Origin of the sequence: Kitasatospora sp. NPDC018619 (assembly GCF_044391605.1) — a bacterium.
Taxonomy (GTDB): domain Bacteria; phylum Actinomycetota; class Actinomycetes; order Streptomycetales; family Streptomycetaceae; genus Kitasatospora.
Genome location: NZ_JBISAI010000003.1, coordinates 33,015 through 59,156 on the forward strand (window position 1 = coordinate 33,015; position 26,142 = coordinate 59,156).

Annotated in this window: 26 protein-coding genes and 1 tRNA gene; 14 read left to right on the plus strand and 13 right to left on the minus strand. The window is 74.8% G+C overall.

Annotated elements, in window-relative coordinates:
• Positions 1-198: 198 nt before the first annotated feature.
• Both mshA and ACH5AR_RS05110 read left to right on the plus strand, forming a co-directional pair.
• Positions 199-1,569 (plus strand): D-inositol-3-phosphate glycosyltransferase, encoded by a 1,371-nt coding sequence (mshA, locus tag ACH5AR_RS05105; RefSeq protein ID WP_396300014.1) that lies wholly within the window; start codon positions 199-201, stop codon positions 1,567-1,569.
• Positions 1,570-1,653: 84 nt separating this feature from the next.
• On the plus strand, positions 1,654-2,217 hold the full coding sequence (locus ACH5AR_RS05110) for a YbjN domain-containing protein (RefSeq protein ID WP_396300015.1): 564 nt from the start codon (positions 1,654-1,656) through the stop codon (positions 2,215-2,217).
• 20 nt (positions 2,218-2,237) lie between these two features.
• On the opposite strand, the gene ACH5AR_RS05115 is transcribed toward ACH5AR_RS05110, so the two are convergent.
• On the minus strand, positions 2,238-3,587 hold the full coding sequence (locus ACH5AR_RS05115; protein ID WP_396300016.1) for an MDR family MFS transporter: 1,350 nt from the start codon (positions 3,585-3,587) through the stop codon (positions 2,238-2,240).
• Between the two features lie 147 nt (positions 3,588-3,734).
• Between ACH5AR_RS05115 and ACH5AR_RS05120 the strand changes: the two genes are divergently transcribed.
• Together ACH5AR_RS05120 and ACH5AR_RS05125 are read left to right on the plus strand one after the other, a co-directional pair.
• Complete coding sequence (locus ACH5AR_RS05120) at positions 3,735-4,493, plus strand: phosphoglyceromutase (RefSeq protein WP_396300017.1); 759 nt, start codon at positions 3,735-3,737, stop codon at positions 4,491-4,493.
• Positions 4,494-4,768: 275 nt separating this feature from the next.
• Positions 4,769-5,365 (plus strand): lytic polysaccharide monooxygenase, encoded by a 597-nt coding sequence (locus tag ACH5AR_RS05125; protein WP_396300018.1) that lies wholly within the window; start codon positions 4,769-4,771, stop codon positions 5,363-5,365.
• Between the two features lie 85 nt (positions 5,366-5,450).
• Here ACH5AR_RS05125 and ACH5AR_RS05130 read toward each other — a convergent pair whose 3' ends face one another.
• Both ACH5AR_RS05130 and phoU read right to left on the minus strand, forming a co-directional pair.
• The gene (locus ACH5AR_RS05130) at positions 5,451-5,630 is read right to left on the minus strand and encodes a hypothetical protein (RefSeq protein WP_396300019.1); all 180 of its coding nucleotides are present in this window, start codon (positions 5,628-5,630) and stop codon (positions 5,451-5,453) included.
• 180 nt (positions 5,631-5,810) lie between these two features.
• Positions 5,811-6,500: a phosphate signaling complex protein PhoU gene (phoU, locus tag ACH5AR_RS05135; protein ID WP_396300020.1), complete on the minus strand. Its 690-nt coding sequence runs from the start codon at positions 6,498-6,500 to the stop codon at positions 5,811-5,813.
• Positions 6,501-6,806: 306 nt separating this feature from the next.
• Here phoU and ACH5AR_RS05140 point away from each other — a divergent pair, with 306 nt between their 5' ends.
• Positions 6,807-8,285: a sensor histidine kinase gene (locus ACH5AR_RS05140; RefSeq protein WP_396300021.1), complete on the plus strand. Its 1,479-nt coding sequence runs from the start codon at positions 6,807-6,809 to the stop codon at positions 8,283-8,285.
• Between the two features lie 2 nt (positions 8,286-8,287).
• Entirely contained in the window at positions 8,288-8,983 is a 696-nt protein-coding gene (locus tag ACH5AR_RS05145) for a response regulator transcription factor (protein ID WP_030061050.1), read from the plus strand.
• A 104-nt stretch (positions 8,984-9,087) separates the two neighbouring features.
• On the opposite strand, the gene ACH5AR_RS05150 is transcribed toward ACH5AR_RS05145, so the two are convergent.
• Positions 9,088-9,762 (minus strand): DUF461 domain-containing protein, encoded by a 675-nt coding sequence (locus tag ACH5AR_RS05150; protein ID WP_396300022.1) that lies wholly within the window; start codon positions 9,760-9,762, stop codon positions 9,088-9,090.
• A 437-nt stretch (positions 9,763-10,199) separates the two neighbouring features.
• On the opposite strand from ACH5AR_RS05150, the gene ACH5AR_RS05155 reads away from it, so the two are divergent.
• From ACH5AR_RS05155 to ACH5AR_RS05185, 7 genes are all read left to right on the plus strand, one after another.
• Positions 10,200-10,682 (plus strand): CarD family transcriptional regulator, encoded by a 483-nt coding sequence (locus ACH5AR_RS05155; RefSeq protein WP_014136563.1) that lies wholly within the window; start codon positions 10,200-10,202, stop codon positions 10,680-10,682.
• Positions 10,683-11,006: 324 nt separating this feature from the next.
• The gene (gene ispD / locus ACH5AR_RS05160) at positions 11,007-11,732 is read left to right on the plus strand and encodes a 2-C-methyl-D-erythritol 4-phosphate cytidylyltransferase (protein WP_396300023.1); all 726 of its coding nucleotides are present in this window, start codon (positions 11,007-11,009) and stop codon (positions 11,730-11,732) included.
• Positions 11,722-12,240 (plus strand): 2-C-methyl-D-erythritol 2,4-cyclodiphosphate synthase, encoded by a 519-nt coding sequence (ispF, locus tag ACH5AR_RS05165; protein ID WP_396300024.1) that lies wholly within the window; start codon positions 11,722-11,724, stop codon positions 12,238-12,240. Before ispD ends, ispF begins: the two co-directional genes overlap by 11 nt.
• Before the next feature lie 143 nt (positions 12,241-12,383).
• Positions 12,384-12,776 (plus strand): PPOX class F420-dependent oxidoreductase, encoded by a 393-nt coding sequence (locus ACH5AR_RS05170; RefSeq protein WP_396300025.1) that lies wholly within the window; start codon positions 12,384-12,386, stop codon positions 12,774-12,776.
• 94 nt (positions 12,777-12,870) lie between these two features.
• Positions 12,871-14,265 carry a cysteine--tRNA ligase gene (cysS, locus tag ACH5AR_RS05175; RefSeq protein WP_396300026.1) on the plus strand — a complete coding sequence of 465 codons (1,395 nt, stop codon included), beginning with the start codon at positions 12,871-12,873 and terminating at the stop codon, positions 14,263-14,265.
• A 137-nt stretch (positions 14,266-14,402) separates the two neighbouring features.
• Positions 14,403-15,395 (plus strand): 23S rRNA (guanosine(2251)-2'-O)-methyltransferase RlmB, encoded by a 993-nt coding sequence (rlmB, locus tag ACH5AR_RS05180; RefSeq protein WP_396300027.1) that lies wholly within the window; start codon positions 14,403-14,405, stop codon positions 15,393-15,395.
• A gap of 168 nt (positions 15,396-15,563) precedes the next feature.
• Positions 15,564-17,246 carry a DoxX family membrane protein gene (locus tag ACH5AR_RS05185; RefSeq protein WP_396300028.1) on the plus strand — a complete coding sequence of 561 codons (1,683 nt, stop codon included), beginning with the start codon at positions 15,564-15,566 and terminating at the stop codon, positions 17,244-17,246.
• 178 nt (positions 17,247-17,424) lie between these two features.
• Here ACH5AR_RS05185 and ACH5AR_RS05190 read toward each other — a convergent pair whose 3' ends face one another.
• The 3 genes from ACH5AR_RS05190 to ACH5AR_RS05200 all read right to left on the minus strand — a co-directional run bounded on the left by ACH5AR_RS05190 (position 17,425) and on the right by ACH5AR_RS05200 (position 20,040).
• Positions 17,425-18,276 carry an NDP-sugar synthase gene (locus tag ACH5AR_RS05190; RefSeq protein ID WP_396300029.1) on the minus strand — a complete coding sequence of 284 codons (852 nt, stop codon included), beginning with the start codon at positions 18,274-18,276 and terminating at the stop codon, positions 17,425-17,427.
• A 54-nt stretch (positions 18,277-18,330) separates the two neighbouring features.
• A complete protein-coding gene (locus ACH5AR_RS05195; RefSeq protein WP_396300030.1) occupies positions 18,331-18,786 on the minus strand; it encodes a hypothetical protein in 456 nt (151 codons plus the stop codon).
• A 162-nt stretch (positions 18,787-18,948) separates the two neighbouring features.
• On the minus strand, positions 18,949-20,040 hold the full coding sequence (locus ACH5AR_RS05200; protein WP_396300031.1) for an ABC transporter ATP-binding protein: 1,092 nt from the start codon (positions 20,038-20,040) through the stop codon (positions 18,949-18,951).
• Positions 20,041-20,322: 282 nt separating this feature from the next.
• Between ACH5AR_RS05200 and ACH5AR_RS05205 the strand changes: the two genes are divergently transcribed.
• A tRNA-Thr gene (locus ACH5AR_RS05205) sits at positions 20,323-20,396 on the plus strand.
• A 66-nt stretch (positions 20,397-20,462) separates the two neighbouring features.
• Here ACH5AR_RS05205 and ACH5AR_RS05210 read toward each other — a convergent pair.
• From ACH5AR_RS05210 to ACH5AR_RS05235, 6 genes are all read right to left on the minus strand, one after another.
• Positions 20,463-21,689 (minus strand): sensor histidine kinase, encoded by a 1,227-nt coding sequence (locus ACH5AR_RS05210; RefSeq protein ID WP_396300032.1) that lies wholly within the window; start codon positions 21,687-21,689, stop codon positions 20,463-20,465.
• Complete coding sequence (locus ACH5AR_RS05215) at positions 21,686-22,480, minus strand: response regulator (RefSeq protein ID WP_396300033.1); 795 nt, start codon at positions 22,478-22,480, stop codon at positions 21,686-21,688. Before ACH5AR_RS05215 ends, ACH5AR_RS05210 begins: the two co-directional genes overlap by 4 nt.
• On the minus strand, positions 22,477-23,364 hold the full coding sequence (locus ACH5AR_RS05220; RefSeq protein WP_396300034.1) for a hypothetical protein: 888 nt from the start codon (positions 23,362-23,364) through the stop codon (positions 22,477-22,479). Before ACH5AR_RS05220 ends, ACH5AR_RS05215 begins: the two co-directional genes overlap by 4 nt.
• Before the next feature lie 184 nt (positions 23,365-23,548).
• On the minus strand, positions 23,549-24,295 hold the full coding sequence (locus tag ACH5AR_RS05225; protein WP_396300035.1) for a class F sortase: 747 nt from the start codon (positions 24,293-24,295) through the stop codon (positions 23,549-23,551).
• Between the two features lie 82 nt (positions 24,296-24,377).
• The gene (locus ACH5AR_RS05230) at positions 24,378-24,821 is read right to left on the minus strand and encodes a hypothetical protein (RefSeq protein ID WP_396300036.1); all 444 of its coding nucleotides are present in this window, start codon (positions 24,819-24,821) and stop codon (positions 24,378-24,380) included.
• A gap of 406 nt (positions 24,822-25,227) precedes the next feature.
• Positions 25,228-26,037, minus strand: coding sequence for a hypothetical protein (locus ACH5AR_RS05235; protein ID WP_396300037.1), 810 nt, complete (start codon positions 26,035-26,037; stop codon positions 25,228-25,230).
• Between the last annotated feature and the right edge of the window lie 105 nt (positions 26,038-26,142).

The following is a 26,142-nucleotide window of genomic DNA, read 5'->3' on the forward strand; positions in this document are numbered from 1 at the left end:
CGGGCCGTCGGCGGCACCGCGCTGACCTGGGGCGACGACGAGTGCTCGGGCCTGCGGGCCGGGGCGGGAATGCCGGACGCGGTCCGTGTGGTTGGCAGTCTGGTGGTGATGTGTGCCCGGACGGGGCAGCGCACACCGGACAACGGGCGGCCCGGCGCGGACCGCCTCGACGGGCCGCACAGAGGAGGCTTCAGCCAGGTGATCCAGCACCCCGTCCGTTCGGTACGCCGTGCCCAGCCCGCCGCCGCGCGCGGCCGGCTCCAGTCGCTCGTCCCCGGCCGCCGCCGCCCGCGCCGGATAGCCATGCTGAGCGTCCACACCTCGCCGCTGCACCAGCCCGGCACCGGGGACGCCGGCGGGATGAACGTCTACATCGTCGAGCTGGCCAAGCGGCTGGCCGACCTCAACATCGAGGTCGAGGTGTTCACCCGGTCGATCTGCTCGGACGACGCGCCGACGGTCGAGCTGGCACCGGGCGTGCTGGTCCGCCACGTCACCGCCGGGCCGTACGAGGGCCTCGTCAAGGAGGACCTGCCGGCCCAGCTGTGCGCCTTCACCCACGGGGTGCTGCGGACGGAGGCGGGGCACCGTCCCGGCCACTACGACCTGGTGCACTCCCACTACTGGCTCTCCGGGCAGGTCGGCTGGCTCGCCGCGCAGCGCTGGGGGGTGCCGTTGGTGCACACCATGCACACCATGGCGAAGGTCAAGAACGCCGCGCTGGCCGAGGGCGACACGCCCGAGCCCGCGGCCCGGGTGATCGGCGAGACCCAGGTGGTGGAGGCGGCCGACCGGCTGATCGCCAACACCACCGAGGAGGCCGCCGAGCTGGCGCTGCACTACGCCGCCCGGCCGGACCAGCTGGCCGTCGTCCACCCCGGGGTCAACCTGGACGTCTTCCGCCCCGACGGCCCGCGCACGCCCGCCGCCGCGCGGGCCCGGCTGGGCCTGCCGCAGGACGCCGCGGTGCTGCTGTTCGCGGGCCGGATCCAGCCGCTGAAGGCGCCGGACGTGCTGCTGCGGGCGGTCGCCGCGCTGCTGGGCCGCCGCCCGGAGCTGCGCGAACGCCTGGTGGTGCCGGTGGTCGGCGGGCCGTCGGGCACCGGGCTGGCCCGGCCGGAGAGCCTGCACAAGCTCGCCGCCCAGCTGGGCATCGGCGACGTGGTGCGGTTCCACCCGCCGGTCGGCCAGCCGGACCTCGCCGACTGGTACCGGGCGGCGACGGCGCTGGTGATGCCCTCGTACAGCGAGTCCTTCGGGCTGGTCGCGCTGGAGGCGCAGGCCTGCGGCACCCCGGTGGTGGCGGCCGCGGTGGGCGGGCTGCCGGTCGCGGTGCGGGACGGCGTGACGGGCACCCTGGTGGCGGGGCACGACCCGGTGGACTGGTCGTACGCGCTGGAGCCGTACGTCACGGACCGGGCCCTGGTGGCCCGGCGCGGCGCGGCGGCGGCCCGGCACGCGGCCGGCTTCGGCTGGGACACCGCCGCGGCGACCACGGCCGAGGTGTACGCCGGGAGCATGGCCCGCCCGGCCGGGCGGCTGGCCGCCGCCCGCCGCCGGCTGGCCTGAGCCCCCTCGCCGGTGGGCTGACCGCGGGCCCGCGCCCCGGCCTGGGGCTGCGCCCGCCCGGTACCGGCGAGTAACGTCACCCCCATGGCAATCCGCACCAAGGACGAGGGCCTGACCCTCCTGCGCGCCGCCCTGGACGACGCCGGGGTGGCCTGGGAGCCGGCCGCCGCCGACCCGTACACGCTGGTGGCGTCCCTGCCCGGCACCCGGAAGCTGAGCACCGCCTGCGCCCTGCGGGTCGGCGACCACACCCTGTCGGTGAACGCCTTCGTGATCCGCCGGCCGGACGAGAACCACGAGGCGGTCTACCGCTGGCTGCTGGAGCGCAACACCCGGCTCTACGGCGTCGGGTACGCCGTCGACGCGCTCGGCGACGTCTACCTGGCCGGACGGCTGCCGCTGGAGGCGCTCACCCCGCAGGTGGTGGACCGGCTGCTCGGGGCGGTGTTGGAGAACGCGGACGAGCCCTTCGACACCCTGCTGGAGCTGGGCTTCGCCACCGCGATCCGGCGCGAGTGGGAGTGGCGGACCAAGCGCGGGGAGTCCACCCGCAACCTGGCCGCCTTCGCCCACCTGGCCGGCCCGCGGGAGGCGGCGGCGCAGGGCCCGGACGCTCCGGACGCCCCGGACGTTCCCGGGGCGGGCTGACCCGCCCGCGGCCCGCCCGCTCAGGCGTCCGCCGGGGCCTTCCCGGCCCGCTCCACCGCGGACACCGGCGCCGCCGGGCCGGGCGCGCCCGCCGCGGTGACCTCCGCGACCTCCCCGCCCTCCGCGACCGGTGCCCGGCGGCGCCCCGCCGTGCCGGTCCGGCGGGCCAGCGCCACGTACCCGAGCGCGGTGAGCGTGCCGACCGCCCCGCAGGCCGTCCAGAGCGCCACCGGCCCGGCGTACTGGAGCAGCAGGCCGCCGCCGGCCGGGCCGAGGAACGAGGCGAGCGACCAGGAGAGGCTGTGCACCCCCTGGTAGCGGCCGCGCCCGTGGGTCGGTGCCAGTTCGGCGACCATGCCCATCATCACCGGCGTGTTGAGGATCTCGCCGACCGTCCAGACCGCCACCGAGAGCGCGAACAGCCAGGCCGAGGAGCCGGCCAGCGCGGCCAGCCCGAAGCCCCAGCCGGTGAGCAGGCAGCTGGTGATCAGCAGTCCGGTCCGCGAGCGGCCCTCCATCCAGCGGGTGAGCGGGATCTGCAGGACCACGATCAGCAGCCCGTTCAGGCCGATCACCAGGCCGTACTCGGTGGAGGTGATCCCGGAGGCGCCCATGTCCACGGCCAGGGTGGTGCTGCCCTGCTGGAAGACCAGCGCCAGCAGCAGGGTGAGGCCGACCAGCGCCATGAACGGCGCGTCTCGGAACACCGAGAGCAGGCTGACCGGCGGCTCGGCGGGGCCGTCCGGGCCGGTCGCCGCCTGCGGCCTGGTCTCCGGGATGCGGACGAAGATCACCACGGCGCAGACGAGGGTGGTGAGCGCGTCCAGCAGGAAGAGGGTGAGGTAGCCGTGGGTGGCGATCAGGCCGGCCACGGCGGCGGAGAGGCCGAAGCCGATGTTGATCGCCCAGTAGTTCAGCGAGTACGCGCGGACCCGGTCCTCGGCGGGCACCAGGTCGGCGATGATCGCCGAGGTGGGCGGCCGGGTGGCGTTGTTGCACAGGCCCACCAGGAAGGCCACCGCGGCGATCGCCACCTGGCCGTCCGCGAAGCCCAGTACGGCGGTGAACAGCGCGGTGCCCAGCTGGGCGGCGACCAGGGTGGGCCGGCGCCCGATCCGGTCGGCCAGCACGCCCGCGAGGATCGCGGCGATCGCCGAGCCGAGGCCGAACAGCGAGGCCACCAGGCCCGCGTAGGAGGCGGAGTACCCCCGGTCGACGGTCAGGTACAGGGCCAGGAAGGTCACGACGAACGCGCCGAGCTTGTTCACCAGCGTGCTCACCCAGAGCCACCAGAACTCCCGCGGCAGTCCGCCCACGGTCTCCTGCACGATTCTTCGGATCCGGGGGTTGGCGACCAGGGCGACGAGCATGTGGGGGCTCCCGGGGGCAGGCGTCCGCCGACGGTGCGGCAGGTCCGTTCAGCCGACGCATGTAAGTGTCAGATGCGCGATGCACACATTACACATGGGCCACAGGTCCCCACCAGGGGTTTTTCCGGCCCCCACTAAGCTGGGACCATGGCTGACACGACGTACCGACTCATCCTGCTCCGCCACGGCGAGAGCCAGTGGAACCAGAAGAACCTGTTCACCGGTTGGGTCGATGTCGACCTCAACGAGAAGGGCGAGAAGGAGGCCGCCCGCGGCGGCGAGCTCCTGGCCGCCGAGGGCCTGCTTCCCGACGTGCTGCACACCTCGCTGCTGCGCCGCGCCATCCGCACCTCGCAGATCGCCCTGGACAAGGCCGACCGCCACTGGATCCCGGTCAGCCGCAGCTGGCGGCTGAACGAGCGCCACTACGGCGCGCTCCAGGGCAAGGACAAGGCCCAGACCCTGGCCGAGTTCGGCGAGGAGCAGTTCCAGCTGTGGCGCCGCTCGTACGACACCCCGCCGCCCGTGCTCGCCGACGACGCCGAGTACTCGCAGGCCGGTGACGCCCGCTACGCCGAGATCCCGAGCGAGCTGCGTCCGCGCACCGAGTGCCTGAAGGACGTCGTCGAGCGGATGCTCCCGTACTGGTACGACGCCATCGTCCCGGACCTCGCCGCCGGCCGGACCGTCCTGGTCACCGCCCACGGCAACAGCCTGCGCGCCCTGGTCAAGCACCTCGACGGCATCTCCGACGAGGCCATCGCCGGCCTGAACATCCCGACCGGCATCCCGCTGGTGTACGAGCTGGACGCCGACTTCAAGCCCGTCACCCCGGGCGGCCGCTACCTCGACCCGGAGGCCGCCGCGGCCGCCATCGAGGCGGTCAAGAACCAGGGCAAGAAGTAGGCCGCTTGCCGTCGAGGCCCCGCCGCCCGGGTGGACCCGGGGGCGGGGCCTTCGTTCGTCCTCGGCCGGTGTGGGGGCAACCAGCCTGCCCGGCCCGGGAGTTGGGGGCGGCAGGGCGTGGTTCAGACCATTGACGCGGCAGTCCGCGGCTCCTACCGTGGGCGCACCGGACTGGCGCGGGCATGCCGGGATCTCCCCGTCCGGGCCGTCGCGCCCCCACGCGCGCGCGTCCGCGCCCCCGGCGCACACTCCATCCACCCCCACGGAGGAGCACCATGCGCACACGCCACATGGTCGGGGCGGCCGTCGCCGCGCTGGCCGTCCCGCTGACCCTCGCCTTCCCGGCCTCGTCCCACGGCTGGGTCTCGACCCCGCCCAGCCGCGCCGCGCTCTGCGACACCCACGTCGACGGCGTCCCGTGGGACTGCGGCGACATCCAGTGGGAGCCGCAGAGCGTCGAGGGCCCCAAGGGCTTCCCGACCCTCGGCCCCGCGGACGGCACCATCTGCGCCGGCGGGAACGCCCGCTTCGCCGAGCTGGACGACCCGCACGCGGGCGCCTGGCCGACCACGCCGGTGACGGCGGGCCAGCAGCTCACCTTCACCTGGACGTTCACCGCCCGGCACGCGACCAGCGACTTCCGGTACTACCTGACCAAGCCGGGCTACGACGCGAGCCAGCCGGTCACCCGGGCCAACCTGGACCTGACGCCCTTCCTGACCGTCCCGTACGGCGGCAAGCAGGTGCCGAGCACGCTCAGCCACACCGCGACCGTCCCGAGCGGGCGCACCGGGCACCAGGTGGTCGTCGCGGTCTGGACGATCGCCGACACCCCGAACGCCTTCTACTCCTGCACCGACGTCCGGTTCTGACCGGGCTCGGGAGCGGGCGGAGCGAACGAGGTGCACGGCCGCCGGAAGACCGTGCACCTCGGGGGACCGTCGGGCGGCGGGCCGCTCAGTGGCCGCCGCAGCAGCCGCCGTCCGCCCCGCCGCACTGGCACGGCGCCCCGGACTGGCAGCCGCAGCCGCAGCCCGGGCCGCAGCCGCAGCCGGCGGCGAGGACGGGGAGCAGCTTCGGGGCGGGTGGCTCGACGGTGTCGTGGGCGGTTGCCGGTCGGGACGGGGTGGCCTTCATCGAGCTTCCCTCCTTGTGACGGGCACGGTCCTGTGCCCCCAAGGTCGAGTGAAACCGCCGAACGGAGGGAGCGTCAACGGGCGCGCAGGGGTGGGGCGCACGGACAACCGTGCGCCCGCACCACCCTCGTCACAGGTTTACTCACTCCCCGCGGGAAGGGCCGAGGGCCCGGGCCCCGGGTCAGTCGACCGGCGCGGCCTCGGCGGCCTCGGCGGCGGCCACGAACTCGGCCACGTGCTCGCCCGTCACCAGGTACACCACGCGCTTGGCGATCGACACCGCGTGGTCCGCGAAGCGCTCGTAGTAGCGGCCGACCAGCGTGATGTCGACGGCGGTCTCGATGCCGTGGTGCCAGCGCTCGTCGATCAGGTGCGACAGCAGCTCGCGGTGCAGGGTGTCGATCGCGTCGTCGTCCTGCTCCATCTCCAGGGCCTTGTCGACGTCCTTGGTGGCGATGACCAGGCCGGCCTTGGCCACCAGGCGCTGGGCGAGCTGGCCCATCTCCAGGACGGTGGACTGCAGGTCGCCCGGAACGGCGGTGTCGGGGTAGCGCATCCGCGCGACCTTGGCGACGTGCCGGGCGAGGTCGCCGCAGCGCTCCAGGTCGGCGCTCATCCGCAGCGAGGTGACGACGATGCGCAGGTCGGTGGCGACCGGCTGCTGGCGGGCGAGGAGGTCGATGGCCCGGTTCTCCAGGTCGTGGTGGAGCTCGTTGACCTTCTCGTCGGCGGCGATCACGCTCTCCGCCAGGGCCAGGTCCGCGTCGAGGAGGGCGGTGGTGGCGCGGCCCATCGCAGAGCCGACCAGCCGGGCCATCTCGACCAGGCCGTCGCCGATCGCATCGAGTTCCTCGTGGTACGCGTCGCGCATGTTCTCTCCTCAGTAGCTGTGTCGGTGGCGGTGCCGACCGGTCAGCCCGTCCGACCGTCCTTCCGGCGTCGGGGTGACCGCTGCTGGTGGCGCGCATCGTACGCGCACACCCGAGCCGGTGGCCGCTGTTCGGCACACCGATCTTCCGCACACGGGCTGCCTGGCCAACTTTCCGCCGCCAGGGCGACGGCGCACGGCCGCTACGGTGAATCAGTGGCTACCTGAAGGTGAATTCTCGGCAACGCGTGGTCGATGCCTTGATCGAGCGCTTGGGGAGTGCCCTGGCCGTGCGCTTACGCTGGCCACATGGACGTGAACGTGGCCGCCGCCGCTGCCTGTGCCATAGCCGGGCTCGGCGTCGGCCTCACCGCCTCCATCGCCTTCCGCTGGAGCGAGCGCGAGCAGGCCAGGGGCAGGTACGGCGCAACCGGCGGCAGGACCTCAGGCCGGTACCAGTCGCTGGGCACCGGCACCCCCGAGCCCCCGCTGCCGCCCGGGGTCGACACCGTGCTCTCCGTGCTCCGCTCCTGCGCGATCGTGCTGGGCGAGGGCGACGAGGTGGTCAAGGCCAGCTCGGCGGCGTACGCGATGGGCCTGGTGCGCGGCGGCGCCGTCGCCGTGGACCAGATGCTCGCGCTGGCCCGCTCCACCCGCCGGGACGGTGAGATCCGCCAGGTCGAGCTGGAGGTGCCCCGGCCGGGCGCGGCCCGTGCGGCCGAGCCGCTCGCGGTCTCCGTACGGGTCGCCCCGCTGGGCTCCCGGCTGGTGCTGGTGCTGGTCGAGGACCAGACCGACCGCCGCCGGGTCGAGGCCGTGCGCCGGGACTTCGTGGCCAACGTCAGCCACGAGCTCAAGACCCCGGTCGGCGCCCTGTCGCTGCTCTCCGAGGCGGTCGTCGACGCGTCCGACGACCCGGAGGCGGTGCAGCGCTTCGCGGGCCGGATGCAGGTCGAGGCGGCCCGGCTGGCCAGCCTGGTGCAGGAGATCATCGACCTCTCCCGGGTCCAGGACGACCGGCTGATGGTCGACCCGGAGCCGGTCGCGGTGGACGAGCTGATCGCCGAGGCGATCGACCGCTGCCGCCAGCAGGCCGCCGCCAAGCAGATCCTCATCGCGGCCGGCGGCATCGCCGGCCTCTACCTCCACGGCAACCGCGGCCAGCTCGCCGCGGCGCTCGGCAACCTCGTCGAGAACGCCGTCAACTACAGCCCGCCCCGCACCCGGGTGGCCATCGCCACCCGGCGGATCTCCAGCGCCGCGGCGCTCGGGGAGGCGGACGGCGAGCTCATCGAGATCTCGGTCACCGACCAGGGCATCGGCATCTCCGAGAAGGACCGCGAGCGGGTCTTCGAGCGGTTCTACCGCGTCGACCCCGCCCGCTCCCGGGCGACCGGCGGCACCGGCCTGGGCCTGTCCATCGTCAAGCACGTCGCGGCCTCGCACGGCGGCACCGTCTCGGTGTGGAGCGTCGAGGGCCAGGGTTCGACCTTCACCCTGCGCCTGCCCGCCGGGCAGGCGCAGGCCGAGGACGGGCCCGACGGCGGGTTCGACGACACGCCGGACGACACGCCGGACGACACGCCGGACGGCACCCCGAGCGACGCGCCGGACCGCGCGCACGCCCGCACGCCGGGCCACGCGCCGGACGGCGACCCGGCCGGACCGGCCGCCGCATCCCGGACCCTCACCACGGACCGTACGGACCGCACGGCACGTCCGCTCCCCGCCGGGGAGCGGGCACAACCCCTGTCAGACACAACCCCTCAGCTTGCCCCGGAGGCCTGATCGTGACCCGAGTACTGGTGGTCGAGGACGAGGAGTCGTTCAGCGACGCCCTCTCGTACATGCTCCGCAAGGAGGGCTTCGAGGTGGCCGTCGCCGCCACCGGCCCCGACGCCCTGGAGCAGTTCGAACGGAACGGCGCCGACCTCGTCCTGCTCGACCTGATGCTGCCGGGCCTGCCCGGCACCGAGGTCTGCCGCCAGCTCCGGGTGCGCTCCAACGTCCCGGTGATCATGGTGACCGCGAAGGACAGCGAGATCGACAAGGTCGTCGGTCTGGAGATAGGCGCTGACGACTACGTCACCAAGCCGTACTCCACCCGCGAGCTGGTCGCGCGGATCCGCGCGGTGCTGCGCCGCCGCGGCGAGGACGGCGGCGCGGGCGAGAACGGCGGCGGCCCGGGCGCCCTGGAGGCCGGTCCGGTCCGGATGGACGTGGACCGCCACGTGGTGACGGTGGACGGCGCCAAGGTCGACCTGCCGCTCAAGGAGTTCGACCTGCTGGAGATGCTGCTGCGCAACGCGGGCCGGGTGCTCACCCGGATGCAGCTGATCGACCGGGTCTGGGGCGCGGACTACGTCGGCGACACCAAGACCCTGGACGTCCACGTGAAGCGCCTGCGGGCCAAGATCGAGCCGGACCCGGGCGCGCCGCGCTACCTGGTCACCGTCCGCGGCCTGGGCTACAAGTTCGAGCCGTAAACCGTCCCGTCCACGCGGAAGGCCCCCGCCGGCAGCAGCCGGAGGGGGCCTTCGCGTCGCTCCGGCGGGCCCGGGCGGGGCCCGCCGGAGGCGGGGGTGCGGCGTCAGTGCGCGGCCGGGACGGCCGGGGCGGTGGTGCCGGCCGGGACACCGGTGGCGCCCGGGGTGGCACCGGGGGTGGTGGCGCCGGCGGCCGGGGTGGTGGCGGTGGCGCCGGGGGTGGCGCTCTTCGCCGGGGTGGCGGTCGGCGACGGGGTCGGCCCGTAGCCCGGGTACAGCCCGCGGCCGTGCTCGCCCGAGTCCGGGCTGACGGCGGCCTGCGCCTCGACCTTCTGGCCGTCCTTGAAGGTGAAGGCGGTCGGGGCGAAGCCGCCGACCGGGACGGTCGCGGAGGCGACGGTGGCGGACGGGTTGCCCTGCCCGCCGATCACCACCGCACCGCCGGCGGGGATGACGATGGTGGACAGCGGGGCGCCGGAGGCGTCCGCGAAGGTGGCAGCGGTACCGCCGACGGTGACGGACTGGAGCTCGGCCGGGGTGGTCGCGGTGTTCGCGATGTTCACGACCACGTTCGCGGCGCCGGTGTGGTCGCCGGAGGCGCCCTGCCCGGTGACGACCACGATGTTGTTCAGCCGGAGGTTCGTTCCGAGGGTCGCCGCCGCGTTGTCCGGCTTGATCTGCAACGTGTCCGGCGTGTTGCCGGCGGCGCAGGAGGACAGCGAGGCGATGGCGATGGCGGCGATGGCGGCGATGCTGCCGCGTCGAAGGCTGCGGCTCACGGCGGCGGCTTCTCCTAGGTCACGTGTCGGGTGGTCAGGTCTCAGATTATCGACCTCGCTTATGCGCTCCTCACGGGGTGGTCCCCGAGTCGCACTCCCGGGGGCCGCCGCGGGCCGTCGGGGGCCGTCCGGCGGTACGCCCGGCATGTCCTGGTCACCCGACGGACAAGGTTCGACCAAGATCGAATAACGATTCGGCCGCGACCCGAAACGGGGTGAAAGCTCAAGATCCAATCATGGTTGCGGGGGTGTTGCGCAAGGGTTTCGCCGAAGCCCGGAACCGCCTCCGACCTGCGGGAAGCCCCTCTCGAACGCCGGTCGAAGCACGTCAGGGGGGTCCTTGTCAAGCCCCGAGACCGGCCCTGACCTGCGAAAACGCCCTTCGGGTGGGCCGAGAAGCATGTTATTCTGGAAAGCCACGGAAGGGGTCCTGTCACATGACGTTCAAGGTTGGCGACACGGTGGTCTACCCCCATCACGGGGCCGCGCTGATCGAGGCCATCGAAACTCGCCAGATCAAAGGTGTGGACAAGACCTACCTGGTGCTCAAGGTGCAGCAGGGAGACCTGACGCTCCGCGTGCCCGCCGAGAACGCGGAGTTCGTCGGCGTGCGCGATGTAGTCGGCCAGGAGGGTCTGGACCGGGTCTTCGAGGTGCTGCGGGCGCCGTACACGGAAGAGCCGACCAACTGGTCCCGTCGCTACAAGGCGAACCTCGAGAAGCTCGCCTCGGGCGACGTCATCAAGGTCGCCGAGGTCGTCCGCGACCTCTGGCGCCGCGAGCGCGAGCGCGGCCTCTCGGCCGGCGAGAAGCGGATGCTCGCGAAGGCGCGCCAGATCCTCGTCAGCGAGCTCGCGCTGGCGGAGAACACCAACGAGGACAAGGCGGAGACGCTGCTCGACGAGGTCCTCGCCTCGTAGCACGCCACCGCAGTGCGGTCGGGCTGCCGCCCAACGCTCACAGCGCCCGGTGCCGGCGCGCCACTCCTCGGACGGACCGTCCGGGAGTGGTGCAGTGGCACTCCGGGCGCTGAGGCATGTCCGGACCACGCCACCCGCCCGAGCCGATCCGGGCTTGCAAGACCGTTTCCGCACCGCCCTCGCGCGGCGTTCGCGGAGCTGTGCGGCGGGCGGTGGACCGTGGTTCTTCGGAAGGGGCCCGGTGCGCCCGCCGGGCACGCCAAGGCCATACCCACTTCGCCGAAGGAGTGAAACCTGAACGCGTCAGGAGCAGTCGCAGCAGCAGTGGTGCCCGCCGCCGGGCGGGGTGAGCGGCTGGGGCCCGGGGCCCCGAAAGCCCTGCGGGGACTCGGGGGCGTGCCGCTCCTGGTGCACGCCGTCCGGGCGCTGGCCCGCAGCCGGGCGGTCGGCCTGGTCGTGGTCGCCGCGCCCGCCGACGGGGTGGCCGAGGTGGTCGCCCTGCTGGACAGCCACGGGCTGGACGGCAAGGACGTCCGGGTGGTGGCCGGCGGGGCGACCCGCCAGGAGTCCGTCCGGCTGGGCCTGGCCGTGATCCCGGAGGAGGTCGGGATCGTGCTGGTGCACGACGCGGCCCGCCCGCTGGTCCCGGTCGAGGTGGTGGACGCCGTGGCGGCCGCCGTCCGGGCCGGGGCCCCGGCGGTCGTCCCGGCGGTGCCGCTGGCCGACACGGTGAAGCGGGTCGAGCCCAACCCGGGCGGCCCCGAGCCGGTGCTCGACACGCCCGAGCGCGCCACCCTGCGCGCGGTGCAGACCCCGCAGGGCTTCGACCGGGCCACCCTGGTCGGGGTGCACGCCAAGGCGCTGGCCGAGGAGGGCGCGGGCACCGCCGACGCGCCGCCCGTCACCGACGACGCCGGCCTGGTGGAGCGCTACGGCGGCCGGGTCGTCGTGGTGCCCGGCCACGAGGAGGCGTTCAAGGTCACCCGTCCCCTGGACCTCGTGCTCGCCGAGGCCGTACTCGCCCGCCGGAGGGCCGCCGATGCCTACTGACCCGAAGACCCCCGTCGGCCCGCAGGCCCCCGTGGTCCCGCGGGTGGGGATCGGCACCGACGTGCACGCCTTCGAGGCCGGCCGCCCGCTGTGGGTGGCCGGGCTGGAGTGGCCGGACGCCGGGGCCGGCCTCTCCGGGCACTCGGACGCCGACGTCGCCGCGCACGCCGCGTGCGACGCGCTGTTCTCCGCCGCCGGGATCGGCGACCTGGGCGCCCACTTCGGCACCGACCGCCCGGAGTGGGCCGGCGCGTCCGGGGTGAAGCTGCTCGGTGAGGCGGCCCGGCTGGTGCGCGCGGCGGGCTTCGAGATCGGCAACGTGGCGGTCCAGGTGATCGGAGTGCGGCCGAAGATCGGCAAGCGGCGCGCCGAGGCGCAGGCCGCGCTGTCGGAGGCGGCCGGCGCCCCGGTCTCCGTCTCCGGCACCACCACCGACGGCCTGGGGCTGACCGGCCGGGCCGAGGGCCTGGCGGCGATCGCCACCGCCCTGGTGTACGAGCGGCGTTGAGCCGGTCGCGGTGGGCGGACGGGAAGAAACCGCACCTGACGGGTGTTCACCCGGTGTCCCCGGGGCCCGAGTCGCTAGTGTTCGACCCGGGCCCGTGCGGGGCTTCCGCTCGGGCCGCGCGCCACGACGAGAAGAGGTTTCCGATGGGTGTCGAACTCGCCGACAAGGTCAAGGATCTGCTCGACAGCAAGAGCTTCGCCGTGGTCTCCACGATCCAGCCCGACGGGAGCCCGCAGGCTTCGGTGGTCTGGGTCAAGCGGGACGGCGACGACATCCTGTTCTCCACCGTCGAGGGGCGCCGCAAGCACCTCAACCTGGTCAGGGACCCGCGGGTGTCGCTCGTCATCAACTCGAAGGACAACCCGTACGAGTACTTCGAGGCGCGCGGTGAGGCCACGCTGACCACCGAGGGCGGGCGCGAGCTGATCGACGAGCTGTCCCACAAGTACATGGGCAAGGACTACGGCTTCGACGGCCCGGACGACGTCCGGGTGGTCGTCCGGATCTCCCCGCGCAAGGTGCTCGGCAACATCTGAGCCCGGCCCGTGCCCCGCCGTTCCCCGGGCCGACGCCCGCGCTGTCCCGGGGAATGTGGCGGGGCACCCCTCCCTGCCCACTACGCTGGACGCCGTGAGCATTCGCCTGTACGACACCAGCACCCGCCAGGTACGCGACTTCGTCCCGCTTGTACCGGGTTGTGTCTCGATCTACCTGTGCGGCGCTACCGTCCAGTCGGCGCCACACATCGGGCACATCCGGTCGTACCTCAACTTCGACCTCATGCAGCGGTGGTTCGCCTACCGCGGCTACCAGGTGACCTTCGCCCGGAACGTCACCGACATCGACGACAAGATCATCGCCAAGGAGCGCGAGCTCGGCACGCCGTGGTGGCAGATCGGCTACGAGAACGAGCGCGCCTTCAACGACGGCTACGACGCCCTCGGCTGCCTGCGGCCGACCGTCGAGCCGCGGGCCACCGGGCACATCCCCGAGATGATCGAGATGATGCAGGGGCTCATCGCCCGGGGCCACGCCTACGCGGCCGACGGCAACGTCTACTTCGACGTCCGCTCGTACCCCGACTACCTGGCGCTCTCCAACCAGAAGCTGGAGGACCTGCGCCAGCCCGAGGGCGAGGGCGAGACCGGCAAGCGGGACCAGCGCGACTTCGCGATGTGGAAGTCCGCCAAGCCGGGCGAGCCCAGCTGGGAGACCCCGTGGGGCCGCGGCCGGCCCGGCTGGCACCTGGAGTGCTCGGCGATGGCCCACAAGTACCTCGGCGGGGCCTTCGACATCCACGGCGGCGGGCTGGACCTGGTCTTCCCGCACCACGAGAACGAGATCGCCCAGTCCAAGGCCTACGGCGACGACTTCGCCAACTTCTGGGTGCACAACGCCTGGGTCACCATGGCCGGCGAGAAGATGAGCAAGTCGCTGGGCAACTCGGTGCTGGTCTCCGAGATGGTCCGGGCGTGGCGGCCGATCGTGCTCCGCTACTACCTGGCGGCCCCGCACTACCGCTCGATGATCGAGTACAGCGAGGAGTCGCTGCGCGAGGCCGAGGCCGGCTTCGGCCGGATCGAGGGCTTCGTCCAGCGCGCCGTCGAGCGCTGCGGCGCGGTCGACGCGGCGCCCGAGGTGCCGCCGGCCTTCGCCGAGGCGATGGACGACGACTTCGGCGTCCCGCAGGCGCTGGCCGTCGTGCACACCGCCGTCCGCCAGGGCAACGGCGCCCTGAACGCGGACGACAAGGAGAGCGTGGTGGCGCGACTGGCCGAGGTCCGTGCGATGCTCGGTGTACTGGGCCTCGACCCGCTCGACCCGCACTGGGCCGGGACGGAGCGCGGTGAGGACCTGCACGGCGTGGTCGACTCGCTGGTCCGCCTGGTCCTCGACCAGCGGCAGGCGGCGCGCGAGCGCAAGGACTTCGCCACCGCGGATGCCATCCGCGACCAGCTCGGCCTGGCCGGGCTGGCGATCGAGGACACCCCGTCCGGCCCCCGCTGGACGATCAACAGCCAGTAACCCCATCCGACGATCGGGGTGATGGGTGGGCCGTACCGGACCGGTGCGGCCCTCCCGCATGACGTAGCGCATGCCGTCGGCCGCCACCGGGCAGACCGGGACGGCCGGGGCATGCCGGACAGACAGGAAGTACAGCCATGGCCGGCAACAGCCAGCGCAGGAACCGCCGCAACCCCGGATCGAAGAAGGGCGCGTCTGTCGGTACCGGCGGGCACAGCCGGAGGGCCCTCCAGGGCAAGGGCCCGACCCCGCCCGGCGAGGAGCGCAAGGGCCACCCCAAGCAGCGGGCCGCCAACGCCGCGCTCAAGCGCGAGCGGGACGCCAAGGCCCGGGCCGGCATGCGCCGGGCCGGCGCCGGCGGTCGGGGCGGCCGCGGCGGCGCGGGCAGCGCCGAGCTGGTCTTCGGCCGCAACTCGGTGGTCGAGGCCCTCCAGGGCGACGTGCCGGCCAACGCGCTGTACGTCCAGCAGTTCATCGACACCGACGACCGGGTCCGGGACGCCTTCCAGGCCGCCAACGACCGCGGCATCCCGCTGATGGAGGCCCCGCGCCCCCAGCTGGACCAGATGACCGGCGGGATGAACCACCAGGGCCTGGTGCTCCAGGTGCCGCCGTACGAGTACGCGCACCCCGAGGACCTCCTGGCGGAGGCCGCCGACGCCGGCCAGGACGCGCTGATCATGGCGCTGGACGGCGTGACCGACTCGCGCAACCTGGGCGCCGTGGTCCGCTCGGCCGCCGCCTTCGGCGCGCACGGCGTGGTCATCCCCGAGCGCCGCGCGGCCGGTATGACCGCCGGTGCCTGGAAGACCTCCTCCGGCGCCGCGGCCCGGCTGCCCGTCGCCCGGGCCACCAACATGACCCGCGCCCTGGAGGCCTACCAGAAGGCCGGTCTGATGGTGGTCGGCCTGGCCGCCGACGGCGAGGCCGAGATCGGCGACCTGGAGCTGCTGACCGGCCCGGTCGTGATCGTCGCGGGCAGCGAGGGCAAGGGCCTGTCCCGGCTCGTCTCGGAGACCTGCGACATGCGGGTGCGGATCCCGATGTCCGGGCTGACCGAGTCGCTGAACGCCGGTGTCGCGGCGGGCATCGTGCTGTACGAGGCCGCGCGGCTGCGCGCCAAGCGCTGAGCACGGCGGGGACGCGGCGCGCAGGCGATCTTCCGAATTCCCCGCAACGCGAGTGAAGGCGATCGGGCCCCGACCGGGCCCGATCGCTTTTTTCATGATCATTTCAATGGTGCGCCGGATATCCACCCGGGAGAGTGTCCAAAGCGGCCGTCACCCGGTTAGACGGGCGTGGACACCAGAACACCTCGGCGCCCCCTGTTCGGCGACGGCAGCACCGGGATAGACGCGGGCCCCGGCCTCAACACCGTCAAGGTGGAGTCCGACCCTTCGCGGCTCAGCAGCACCCAGGCGAGCTTCCGGCTCCGGCTCGGGGCCCCGGTGGCACCGCTGATCGACGCCCCGCCCGGACTGCTGTCCACCGGTGCCGCCTTCGGCGACCCGTACGCCAACCAGGGGCTGATCCGCCGTCCGCTGGTCACCCCCCAGGTCGTCGTGCCCGCCTCCGCCGTCCCGGCGCTGGCCGGGGCGGGGGCCGGAGCCGGAGCCGGGGCCGGTGGCGCGCCGCGCCGCAAGGGCCGGGTCACCGCCGTCACCTGGACCGGCCAGGCGCCCCCCGGGGACCTCGCGGCCACCAGGCTGCTGGAGGCGGTGCGCCCCGGCGGCACCCGGTCCGGCGGGGTCGGCCTGATCGAGGCGGACACCCAGGTGCTCCCCTCCCTCGCGGGCGCCCGGGCCCTGCCGCGCCAGCCCCGCGAGGGCGCCGGCACCGCCACCGACGCCGGTGTCGGCCCGGTCGGCGAGCCGCACGGCTGGACCCCGAGCGGCGAGCTGCCCGAGGTCTCCGCCGCCGACGCCGCGGGCCGCCAGCCCTGGTACCCGGGCCGCCGGGTCGACCTCGGCCTGGTGCTGCTGCCGCTGCGCGCCGTCCTCGGCTCGCTGTCGGTCTACGCCGGGTTCAGCAAGCTCTGCGACCCGGTGTACTTCGACGGCGGCGAGCGCGGCTCGATGATGCGCTGGCTCTCCTCGCTGCACCCCTGGAAGGTCGCCGAACCGCTGCTGGCCTTCGCCATGGCGCACCCGGTGGGGGCCGGCCTGGTGGTGTCGTTCACCCAGATCGTGGTCGGCGTGCTGACCGTCCTCGGCCTCTGGCAGCGGCTCGCCGCCGCCGCGGCGATGGCGCTCTCCGCCGCGCTGCTGTTCACCGTCAGCTGGCGGGCCGTCCCGGTCTACGACACCCCGGACCTGATCTTCCTCGCGGCCTGGAGCCCGCTGCTGATCGCCGGGGCGCCGTTCGCCTCGCTGGACGGGCGGCTCGGCCTGGAGGCCTGGCGCCGGTACGGCGCGGACGCCCCCGGGGCGCTGCGCCGCCGGGTGCTGCGCCGCGGCACGGTGGTCACCACGGTCGTGGTCGGCCTCACCCTGCTGCTCGGCTCGATGCTCGGGGCCGCCGTGCGCACCGGCGCCCGGGCGCACCAGGCGCCGGACCGCCCGGCCACCGACTACGGCACCCCGGTCTGGCCGTCCGGCAGCCCGTCCGGCACCCCCGGCGGGAAGGGAACGTCCACCACGCCCCAGCCCGCCGCGCCGCGCCCGGCCACCCCGACGCCGAGCGCGACCACCCCGCCCGCCACGCCGTCCGCCAAGCCGGCCACCCCGACGCCGAGCCCCAAGGGGCACTCCGGCAAGCCGGAGGCCGGGGCGGGCTCCTCCCCGGCGCCGTCCGCCCCGTCCGGCGGCGCGGGCGGCACCGCGCCCGCGTCACGCAGCACTCCGGGCGCGGGCGGCGCGGCTCCGGCCTCCAAGGCCAGCCCGAGCTCCGGCGGGCTGCTCGGCGGGGTGCTGGGCAGCGCGCCGCTGGCCGACCTGTCCGGCGGCCGGGCCTCCCACCCGGGGGCGCCGTCCGCGACCTGAGGGGCCGGGGACGGCAGTCGGCCGGGTGCTCCGCGGGGGAGCACCCGGCCGACGTGCGTGCGCGGGAGGGGGCTCGGTCGGCGGTCCGCTCGGTCGGCGGTCCGGCTCGGCTGGTGGGGCGCTGGGCTGGTGGGGCGCCCGGGCTCGCGGGGTGTCCGGCTCGCGGGGCGCGCGGGCGCTAGCGGGGCGCCCGGCCGGCGCCGGAGGCGAGCTCCTTGGCCGCCTCGGTGAGGTCCTTGGCGGTGTCGATGGCCCGCCAGTACACGCCCTGCGGCAGCTGGTAGCCCGCCAGCCGCTTGCCGCGGGCGAGCTGGGGGAAGGTGGTGCGCTCGTGGTCGCCCACGTCCGGCAGCAGCTCGGCGAACTCCGGGCTGAACACGTACAGGCCGGCGTTGATCAGGAAGGGCGAGGGCGGGGCCTCGATGAAGTCCAGCACGTTGCCGAACTGGTCGGTCTCCACGGCGCCCCAGGGGATCCGCGGCCGGGCCAGCGCGAGCGTCGCGACGGCGTCCCGCTCGTGGTGGAAGGCGGCCATCTCGCGCAGGCTGAAGCGGGTCCAGATGTCACCGTTGGTGGCGTACCAGGGCTCGTCGGGGCGGGGCAGCGCCTTGGCCGCGTACTTGAGCCCGCCGCCGCGCCCGAGCGGCTCCGCCTCGACCACGGTGCGCACCCGCATCGGCAGGTCCGCCGTGTCCAGCCACTCCTCCAGCACCTCGGCGAGGTGCCCGCAGGAGACCACGACGTCGGTGACGCCCTCCTCGGCGAGCCAGGCCAGCTGGTGGCCCAGGATCGGCGTGCCCGTGCCGGGGATCTCGACCAGCGGCTTCGGCCGGTCGTCCGTGTAGGGGCGCAGCCGGGAGCCCTGGCCGCCGGCCAGGATGACGGCCTGGGTGACGGGCGTCGTGGTCGGCCGCGGCTGCTGGGTCTGCTGGAGCAGCCGGGCCTGCTGGGCCGGCGACGGGGACGACTGGCGGGACGACTGGTGCTCGGCGGACGGGAGGTCGGCGGTGCGGCCGGAGTCTGCGGTCATGCCTGAACAATAAGGCGGCGGACGGGGGCGTCCGCCGCCTCGTCGCTCAGCGCCTCAGCCGACGACGCCGGCCGCGAACGAGCCGTCGCAGACCGGGCGGGCGAAGGACCGGGCCCGCTGGACGTCGCCCTGGTACTTGCGCACCGCCGCCTTGCCCAGCTCGGTGGAGAGCGAGGTGCAGTAGGGAGTCAGCGAGGGCTGCTCGCGCATCGAGCGCTCCAGCAGGTCCAGCGCGGCGGAGGGGTTCTTGGCGCGCAGCTCGTCCAGCAGCGCCACCCGCAGCGACTCCTGCGGGGCGAGCCCGTCCGACGTCCTGGCCGCGGCGCCCGCCGCGCTGTTGGAGCGTCCGATCCCGGCGCCGTCGCCGCTGGACGCCGCCACCACCTGCTGGTCGAGCCCGGTCGGCGGGGCCCACGGGACCCTGGTCACGGCGAGGGTGCCGGTGGTCACCAGGACGACCGGCAGGGTCAGGGCGACGGTCTGGCCGATACGGCGCACAAGCTGCTTCACCCTCAGGAGAGTAGCGGTGGGTAGGGGCCGGATCGCCCTCCGTTACACCATCGAGTGACGCAGTGTCCGGATTCGTCCCCTCGCCGTGTTGACGCGCGGGCGTACGGCGGAGCCCGCCGGACCACGGGGGTCCGGCGGGCTCCGGGGCGCGTGGCGGCCGCGTCAGTTGCTCAGGCGCAGGCCGGAGCTGGTGGAGAAGACGTGGGTCTCGTTGGCGATCGGCACGACGTGGATGGTCTCGCCGCGGGCCGGGATCTGCCGGCCGGGCACGCGCACGACCAGGTCCTGGTCCTCGCCGCCGATCTGGGTGGTGCCGTAGACGAAGCCGTCCGAGCCGAGCTCCTCGACGACGTTGACCGTCACCGCGACGCCCTCGATGCCGCCCGACGGGACGATCTCGAAGTGCTCGGGGCGGACACCGACGGTCACCGTCTTGTCGGTGCCGGCGCCGGCCAGGTTCTCGCGCGAGATGTTGACGACCGAGCCGCCGAACTTCACGCCGCCGTCCACCAGCGGCACCTGGACGAGGTTCATGGCCGGCGAGCCGATGAAGCCGGCCACGAAGAGGTTGGCGGGCTTGTCGTACATGTTGCGCGGGGTGTCGACCTGCTGGAGCAGACCGTCCTTGAGCACCGCGACCCGGTCGCCCATGGTGAGCGCCTCGGTCTGGTCGTGGGTGACGTACACCGTGGTGATGCCCAGGCGGCGCTGGAGGCCGGCGATCTGGGTGCGGGTCGAGACGCGGAGCTTGGCGTCCAGGTTCGACAGCGGCTCGTCCATCAGGAAGACCTGCGGCTGGCGGACGATCGCGCGGCCCATCGCGACGCGCTGGCGCTGACCGCCGGAGAGCGCCTTCGGCTTGCGGTCCAGCAGCTCGGTCAGGTCGAGGATCTTCGCGGCCTCCTCGACCTTGGTGCGGATCTCCGCCTTGTTCACGCCGGCGATCTTGAGCGCGAAGCCCATGTTGTCGGCGACGGTCATGTGCGGGTAGAGCGCGTAGTTCTGGAACACCATGGCGATGTCCCGGTCCTTCGGCGGCAGGTGGGTGACGTCGCGGTCGCCGATCCGGATCGCACCGGAGTTGACGTCCTCCAGGCCGGCCAGCATGCGCAGACTGGTCGACTTGCCGCAGCCCGAGGGGCCGACCAGCACGAGGAACTCGCCGTCCGCGATCTCCAGTTCCAGCGCGTCCACTGAGGGCTTGTCCGCCCCGGGGTAGACGCGGGTCGCCTTGTCGTACGTGACAGAAGCCATGGTTGCTGCTCTCCTTCACCGGCAGGAACGTGCCGGACGATCCGAGTAAAGGGGGTCGTGGTGCTCCGCCGGCCCGCCAGTGGTCTGAACCACTGCACGCATCGGCTCCCGGCGACGCTACCTGCGCTTCCGCCGCTTGTCAGCCCCCACCCCGCCCGATTTCGGCATCGGTTCCATCACGCCCACCCATCCCACCAACCCCTGGATATCCCCCCATCCCGTCACCCGCGCCCGGTAGACTGCCCCCCGGTGCCGCCGTGACCCGTCGCGGACGGCCACCGTGCCTCCTTAGCTCAGCTGGCCAGAGCACCGCTCTTGTAAAGCGGGGGTCGTCGGTTCGAACCCGACAGGGGGCTCGCAGCACGAAGGGCCAGCCCCGCCGGTGTGATCCGGCGGGGCTGGCCCTTCGGCGTTCGGGCGGGTCAGTCCGGGGGGAGGGTGAGGGTGGCGAGTGCGCCGCCGGCGGGGTGGTTGGCGAAGGTCAGGGTGGCGCCGATGACGCGGGCGTGGCCGGTGGCGATGGTGAGGCCGAGGCCGTGGCCGCGGCCGCGTTCGGGGGCGTTGGTGCGGAAGCGCTGCGGGCCGTGCCGGAGGAGGTCGTCGGGGTAGCCGGGGCCGTGGTCGCGGACGGTGATCCGTGGGCCGTCGACGGACAGGTGGACCGGGCCGGCGCCGTGGCGGTGGGCGTTGAGGATCAGGTTGCCGAGGATGCGGTCGAGCCGGCGCAGGTCGGTGCGGACCTGTCGGTCGGCGGTGACCTCGACGGTGACGTCCAGGCCGGTGAGGGAGACGGTGCGGCGCGCCGCGCGTTCGAGGGGGACGGCGGAGAGGTCGGGGGACTCGACGTCCGCGTCCAGGCGGGAGACCTCCAGGAGGTCCTCGACCAGGCCGCGCAGGGCCTGGACCCGGTTCTGGACGAGCTGGGTGGGGCGCCCGGGCGGGAGCAGTTCGGCGGCGGTGACCAGGCCGGTGAGCGGGGTGCGCAGCTCGTGGGCGACGTCCGCGGTGAAGCGCTGTTCGTCCTCCAGCCGGCGGTGCAGGGTGCGGGACATCAGGTCGACGGCGGCGGCGAGGTCGGCCACCTCGTCCTTGCCGTCGACGAGTTCGCCGATCCGGGTGTCCGTCCCGCCGGCCGCGATGCCCCGGGCTGCGGTGGCCGCGGTGCGCAGCCGGCGGCTGATCCGGTCGGCGACGAGTACGCCGGCCAGCACGGTGGTGAAGACCGCGGCGACGACGGTGAGCAGGATGATCCGGTCCAGGTCGGCGATGGCCCGGCGGTCCTGGGCGAAGTCCGTCCGGACGGACAGCACCCCGTTCTGCACCGGGGCGGCCGCCCACATGGACTCGCCGGTGCCGTCCGCGACGAGCAGCGAGCCGTGCCGGCCCTCGGCGGCGAGGGCGCGCAGCCGGTCGGGCAGGGCCGGGTCGTTCATGGTGCCGCCCCGCCCGGCCGATGTGCCGGCCGAGCCGGGCGGGGCGCCCTTGCGCTCGTAGGTGTCCAGGGCGGAGTCGAGGGCGGCGAGGGCGGAGGCGCGGGCCTGGTCGACGTGCTGACGGATCATCGCCTGGTGGACCAGCAGGCCGACGGCCACCGCGACCAGGACGGAAATGGCGGCGACGGCGGTGGCGATCTGGCGGCGCAGGGTCATGCCGGGCGCCGCAGCTTGTAGCCGAAGCCGCGGACGGTCTCGATCCGGCCGGAGCCGATCTTGGCGCGCAGCCGCTGCACGTGGACGTCCACGACCCGGGTGTCGGCGCCCCACTCGTAGTCCCAGACGCGTTCGAGCAGGGTGGAGCGCTCCAGGACGACCCCGGGCGCGGCGGTGAACTCCAGCAGCAGCCGCAGTTCGGTGGGGGTCAGCGGGACGAGGCGGCCGTCCACCCGGACCTCCATGCTGTCGGTGTCCACCAGCAGGCCGTCGAAGCTGCGGACGGCCGGGGAGGAGGGGGAGGGGGACGGGGAGGGGGAGGGGAGGGACGGCTCCGGGGCGGCGAGGGTCTGCACGGCGGTGCCCGAGGGGGCGGCGGCCGGGGCGTCGGCCGCCGGGGCGACCCGGACACGGCGCAGCACCGTGCGGATCCGGGCGACCAGGACGGCGCTCTCGAAGGGCTTGACCACGTAGTCGTCCGCTCCCGCCTCCAGCCCGGAGACCACGTCGACCGGGTCGGTCCGGGCGGACATCATCAGGATCGGCAGCTGGCTCTCCTCCCGGATCCGGCGGCACAGGCCGACCCCGTCGAGCAGTGGCAGCATGACGTCCAGCAGGAGCAGGTCGGGCCGCACGGCGTGGAAGGCCTCCAGCCCCTCCAGGCCGTCGGCCGCCGTGGTGACCGGGAAGCCGTACCGCTCCAGGGCCATCCGGGTGGCCTCGCGGATCACCTCGTCGTCCTCGACCAGGAGGACGTGCGGAGGGGCGGTCGTGGTGGGGGCGGGGGTCATCGCTTGGCCTCCGTGGACACGAGGGGCGCGGACGGCGCGGTAGGGGCGGCGGGGACGGCCGGGACGGCGGGCGCGAGGGGCGCGGAGGACGGCCGGGCGGTGCGCACCGAGGGCACGGTGGCCTCCGGGACGGCCTGCCGCGGCGGCTGCGGGGCCGGACGCACCGCCGGACCGACCTCGGGCGTGGGGGCGGCCGTCCGCCCGGAGTCCGGGCCGGTCGGCGGGAGCAGCCCGACGCCCTCGTCGCGGCGTTCCTTCAGGGCGAGCCGCTTGCCGTCCCACTCGTAGTGGCTGCTGGTCCGGGCGTCGACGCTGGTCGGCTCGTACAGCCACAGGTCGCTGCCGACGGTGACGGCGTTGAACGTCGGCAGCACCGGGACCTGGAGGACCGGCAGCAGCTGGTCCCCAACGAGGGTGTAGGCGTGCAGCACGACCTGCCGGGGGGTGGTGACGACGGTGAGCAGCTCGGGCTGCCCGTCCCCGGTGAGGTCGCGGAACTCGGGGGTGCGGATCGAGCAGCCGGTGCAGGAGCCGAGCGCCTGGCGCTCCTCCGTACCGACCTTCGGGTCCTTGCTGAGGACGGTGCGGACGTCGACGGCGGTGATGTCGTGCCCGGGGACGGTCAGGTCCGGTACGGGCTGCGGCGGTTCCTGGGTGACGTCGGGCGTGGTGGTGTCCGGCGGCGGGGAGGTGGGCAGGTCGGGCCAGAGCGGCTGGCGCACCGGCGGCGGCGAGACGGACCGGGCGGGGCCCTGGTCGCGCAGGCCGCCGGGGGCGGACCGGCCGAAGGCCAGGGCGGCCAGCGCGAGGACGACGGCCAGGCCGGCCAGGGCGGCCACCGGGACGGCGGCGGGCCGGCGACGGGGTGGTGGTGTTGCTGCCACGGTCGGTGCTCGTCCTCCTGCTCGCTCCTGCTGTCGCCTGCTGTCGCCTGCTCCGCGGCTGGGCCTCGGCGGGGCCCCGGCTGGGCCCGCCGCGGGAGCGCCCCGACGCCGACCCCGTCCGCCGCCCCTCCGTAGGTCGTGCGGGCGGCGGCCGGTGGTTCCGCGCGGGTCGTGCGGAGGGTCCTCAGGCCGGGTCCGCCAGCACGATGATGTTGTCCGTCCAGTGGCCGTCCTTGCCGATCCGTCCGCCGCAGGTGATCAGCCGGAGCGCGGGCCCGGGCGTGTCGCCGTACACCTGCTCGGTCGGGAAGCTGTCCTTGGACGCCTGGACCAGCGTACGGACCGTGAAGTCCACGGTGCTGCCGTCCGCGCGTTGGATCCGGATCCGCTCCCCGGCCCGCAGCTTCGGCAGCTGCTTGAAGACCGCGGGGCCGTGCACGGTGTCGTAGTGCCCGATGAGCACGGCGGGGCCGGTCTCGCCGGGGGTGGGGCCGTTGCGGTACCAGCCGACCTCGTCGCCCCGGTCGGCCGACGGCACCTCGACGGTGCCGTCGGGGTTCAGGCCGAGGCCCGCCACGGGCGCGTCGACTCCGACGGAGGGGATCAGCAGGCGGGTCGGCGGCGAGGCCGGGTACGGCCGCGGGGCGGGTGCGCCCGCGGGCGGGGTGCCGGTGGTGCTCGGGGCGGCCGCCGCCGGGACGCCGGTGGCGGCGGAGGTGCCGGTGCCGTGGCCGGAGCTCTCGATCCGCACGACCGGCGTCTCCTGGCCGGACAGCGCGAGCGAGGCGCCGAGCACCAGGCAGAGCAGGCCCGCGGTGCCGAAGGCGGTGCGGCGCAGCGGGCCCGGTCCCGGCCGGGCGGCGCGGCGGCGCCCCCGCCGGTGGCCCCCCTGGCGGGCCCGGGAGCGTCGGTGGCCGTCGGTCCCCGCCACCGGGGCGGCCCCGGCGCCGCTTCCCCGACTGGCCGGGTACGGGGAAGCGGCGCCGGGGTGCCCGGCGGACTCGGGACCGGTGTCAGCCGCGCGCACCGGAGCGGCGGCGCAGGACGGCGAAGCCCAGGGCCGCGGCGCCGACGGCCGCGACGGCGCCGCCACCGGCGAGCATCAGGCCGGAGCCGTCGGAGGCGCCGGAGCCGTCACCGGCCTGCGCGGCGCCCTTGGGCACCTCGCGAACCTGCGGCTGGGCGCCGTTCGGGGCGACCGGGGCCGGGGAGGCGGTACGGGCGCCCGTCGGGGCGGTGACGGCCGGTCCGCCCTCGGGCCGCGGGGCGGGGGTGGGCGTGGCGGTGCGCTCGCCGCCCGGGGCGACCGGGGAGGCGACGCTGGGCGCGGCCGGCTTCGGCGCGCCGTCGGCCCAGGCCTGCCCGCCGGTGACGGTGGCGAGCAGCGCGGCGCCGGTCAGGGCGCAGGCGGCCAGGACGCGGCGGGCGGGCGAGTGGTGGGTACGGCTCCTGCTCATGCGGGGTGTCTCCATCTGCATCGGTCGGTACGTGGTGGCCGTCGGTCCGCGGTGCGGGCCGCGGGGCCCGGCGTGCTGGTGTCGCGGGACGTCCGTCGTCGGCGCCGGACGAGGGCGTCCCCGGCACGGACGCCCTCCGGCCGGTTCGCCCGGGTGTCCGGGGCGGCCGGTGGCGTCGTGGACGACCGTAGGAGGGGCGTGTCGCGGTCCTCGGCCGGTCGTGTCACGGCCGCCCATCGGCTGCGTAACGGTGCGGCGGGGGCCGTCCGTCGGCCGCCTCGCCGCTCACCGGACAGTCACCGCACCGGCCCCGCCCACCGGCCCTCGGCCCCGCCCGCCGGTCCCCGGCTCCGCACCGGCCCCGCCCGCCGGCGCGCGGTCGGCGGACGGCGCGGAGCCGTCCGCGCTACCGCCCCGCCCGCAGGCGGCGGAGCGTCCAGCCCGGCCCGAGCGCCCGGGTGTGGGCCGTGAAGAGCTCGGCGGCCCGGCGGTAGGAGAGCCGGGCGCGGCCGGTGTAGGGGCAGCGGTCGCGGGCCGGGGTGTCGGCGGGGGCGCGGCGGTCGGTGCAGAAGAGCGGGCCGGTGGCGCGGCCGGCGACCAGGAGGGGGAGCAGCCGGGCGGCGCCGGACTGCCAGTGGACGGCGGGCGGTCCGGGGCGGGTGCGGCGGCGGAGCAGGTCGAGGTGGTCGGTGTCCAGGGCGAGGACGGTCTCGATCGGGGCGCCGGACTCGTGCAGCAGGTGCCAGAGCGCCTGTTCGCGCAGCGGCGCGCGGAGGGCGAACAGGGCGCGCAGCTCCTCGGCTGTCAACGGGCCTGCGGCCGCCGCCGGTCGGGGCAGCGGTCGGGCGAGCAGGCCGGCGGTCGGGTCGCCGTCGAGCCAGCCCCGGCTCCGCCACCAGGCCACCGCCGCGCGCAGGGTGGAGAGTTCCCGGTTGAGCGTGCGCGGGTCGGTGTCGGCGGTACGCCGGGCGGCCGCGGTGCGCAGCCGTCCGGCGGCGTCCGGGTGGTCGAGCAGGGCGAGCGGCAGGACGGGCGGCCGGGCCCGCCGCCGTTGCGGGCCGGTGGGGGCGGGCCGGCCGGCGAGCGCCCAGGCCCAGGTGTCGAGTGCGATCCGGTAGATCCGCCGGGAGCCGTCGGCGAGCCCGGAGGCGGCCAGGTAGCGCTCGACGGCGACGGCGTACTCGACCGGCGGGAGTTCTGCCGTACGTCCTGTCACGATCGCCTTCTTCCGCAGTAAACCATTTCCGTCAGGCCCCTCGAACCCTAGCCGTATTCCGCAGTAAACAGCAGGTCGGAGGCGCTGATAAGGTGAATTTACTGC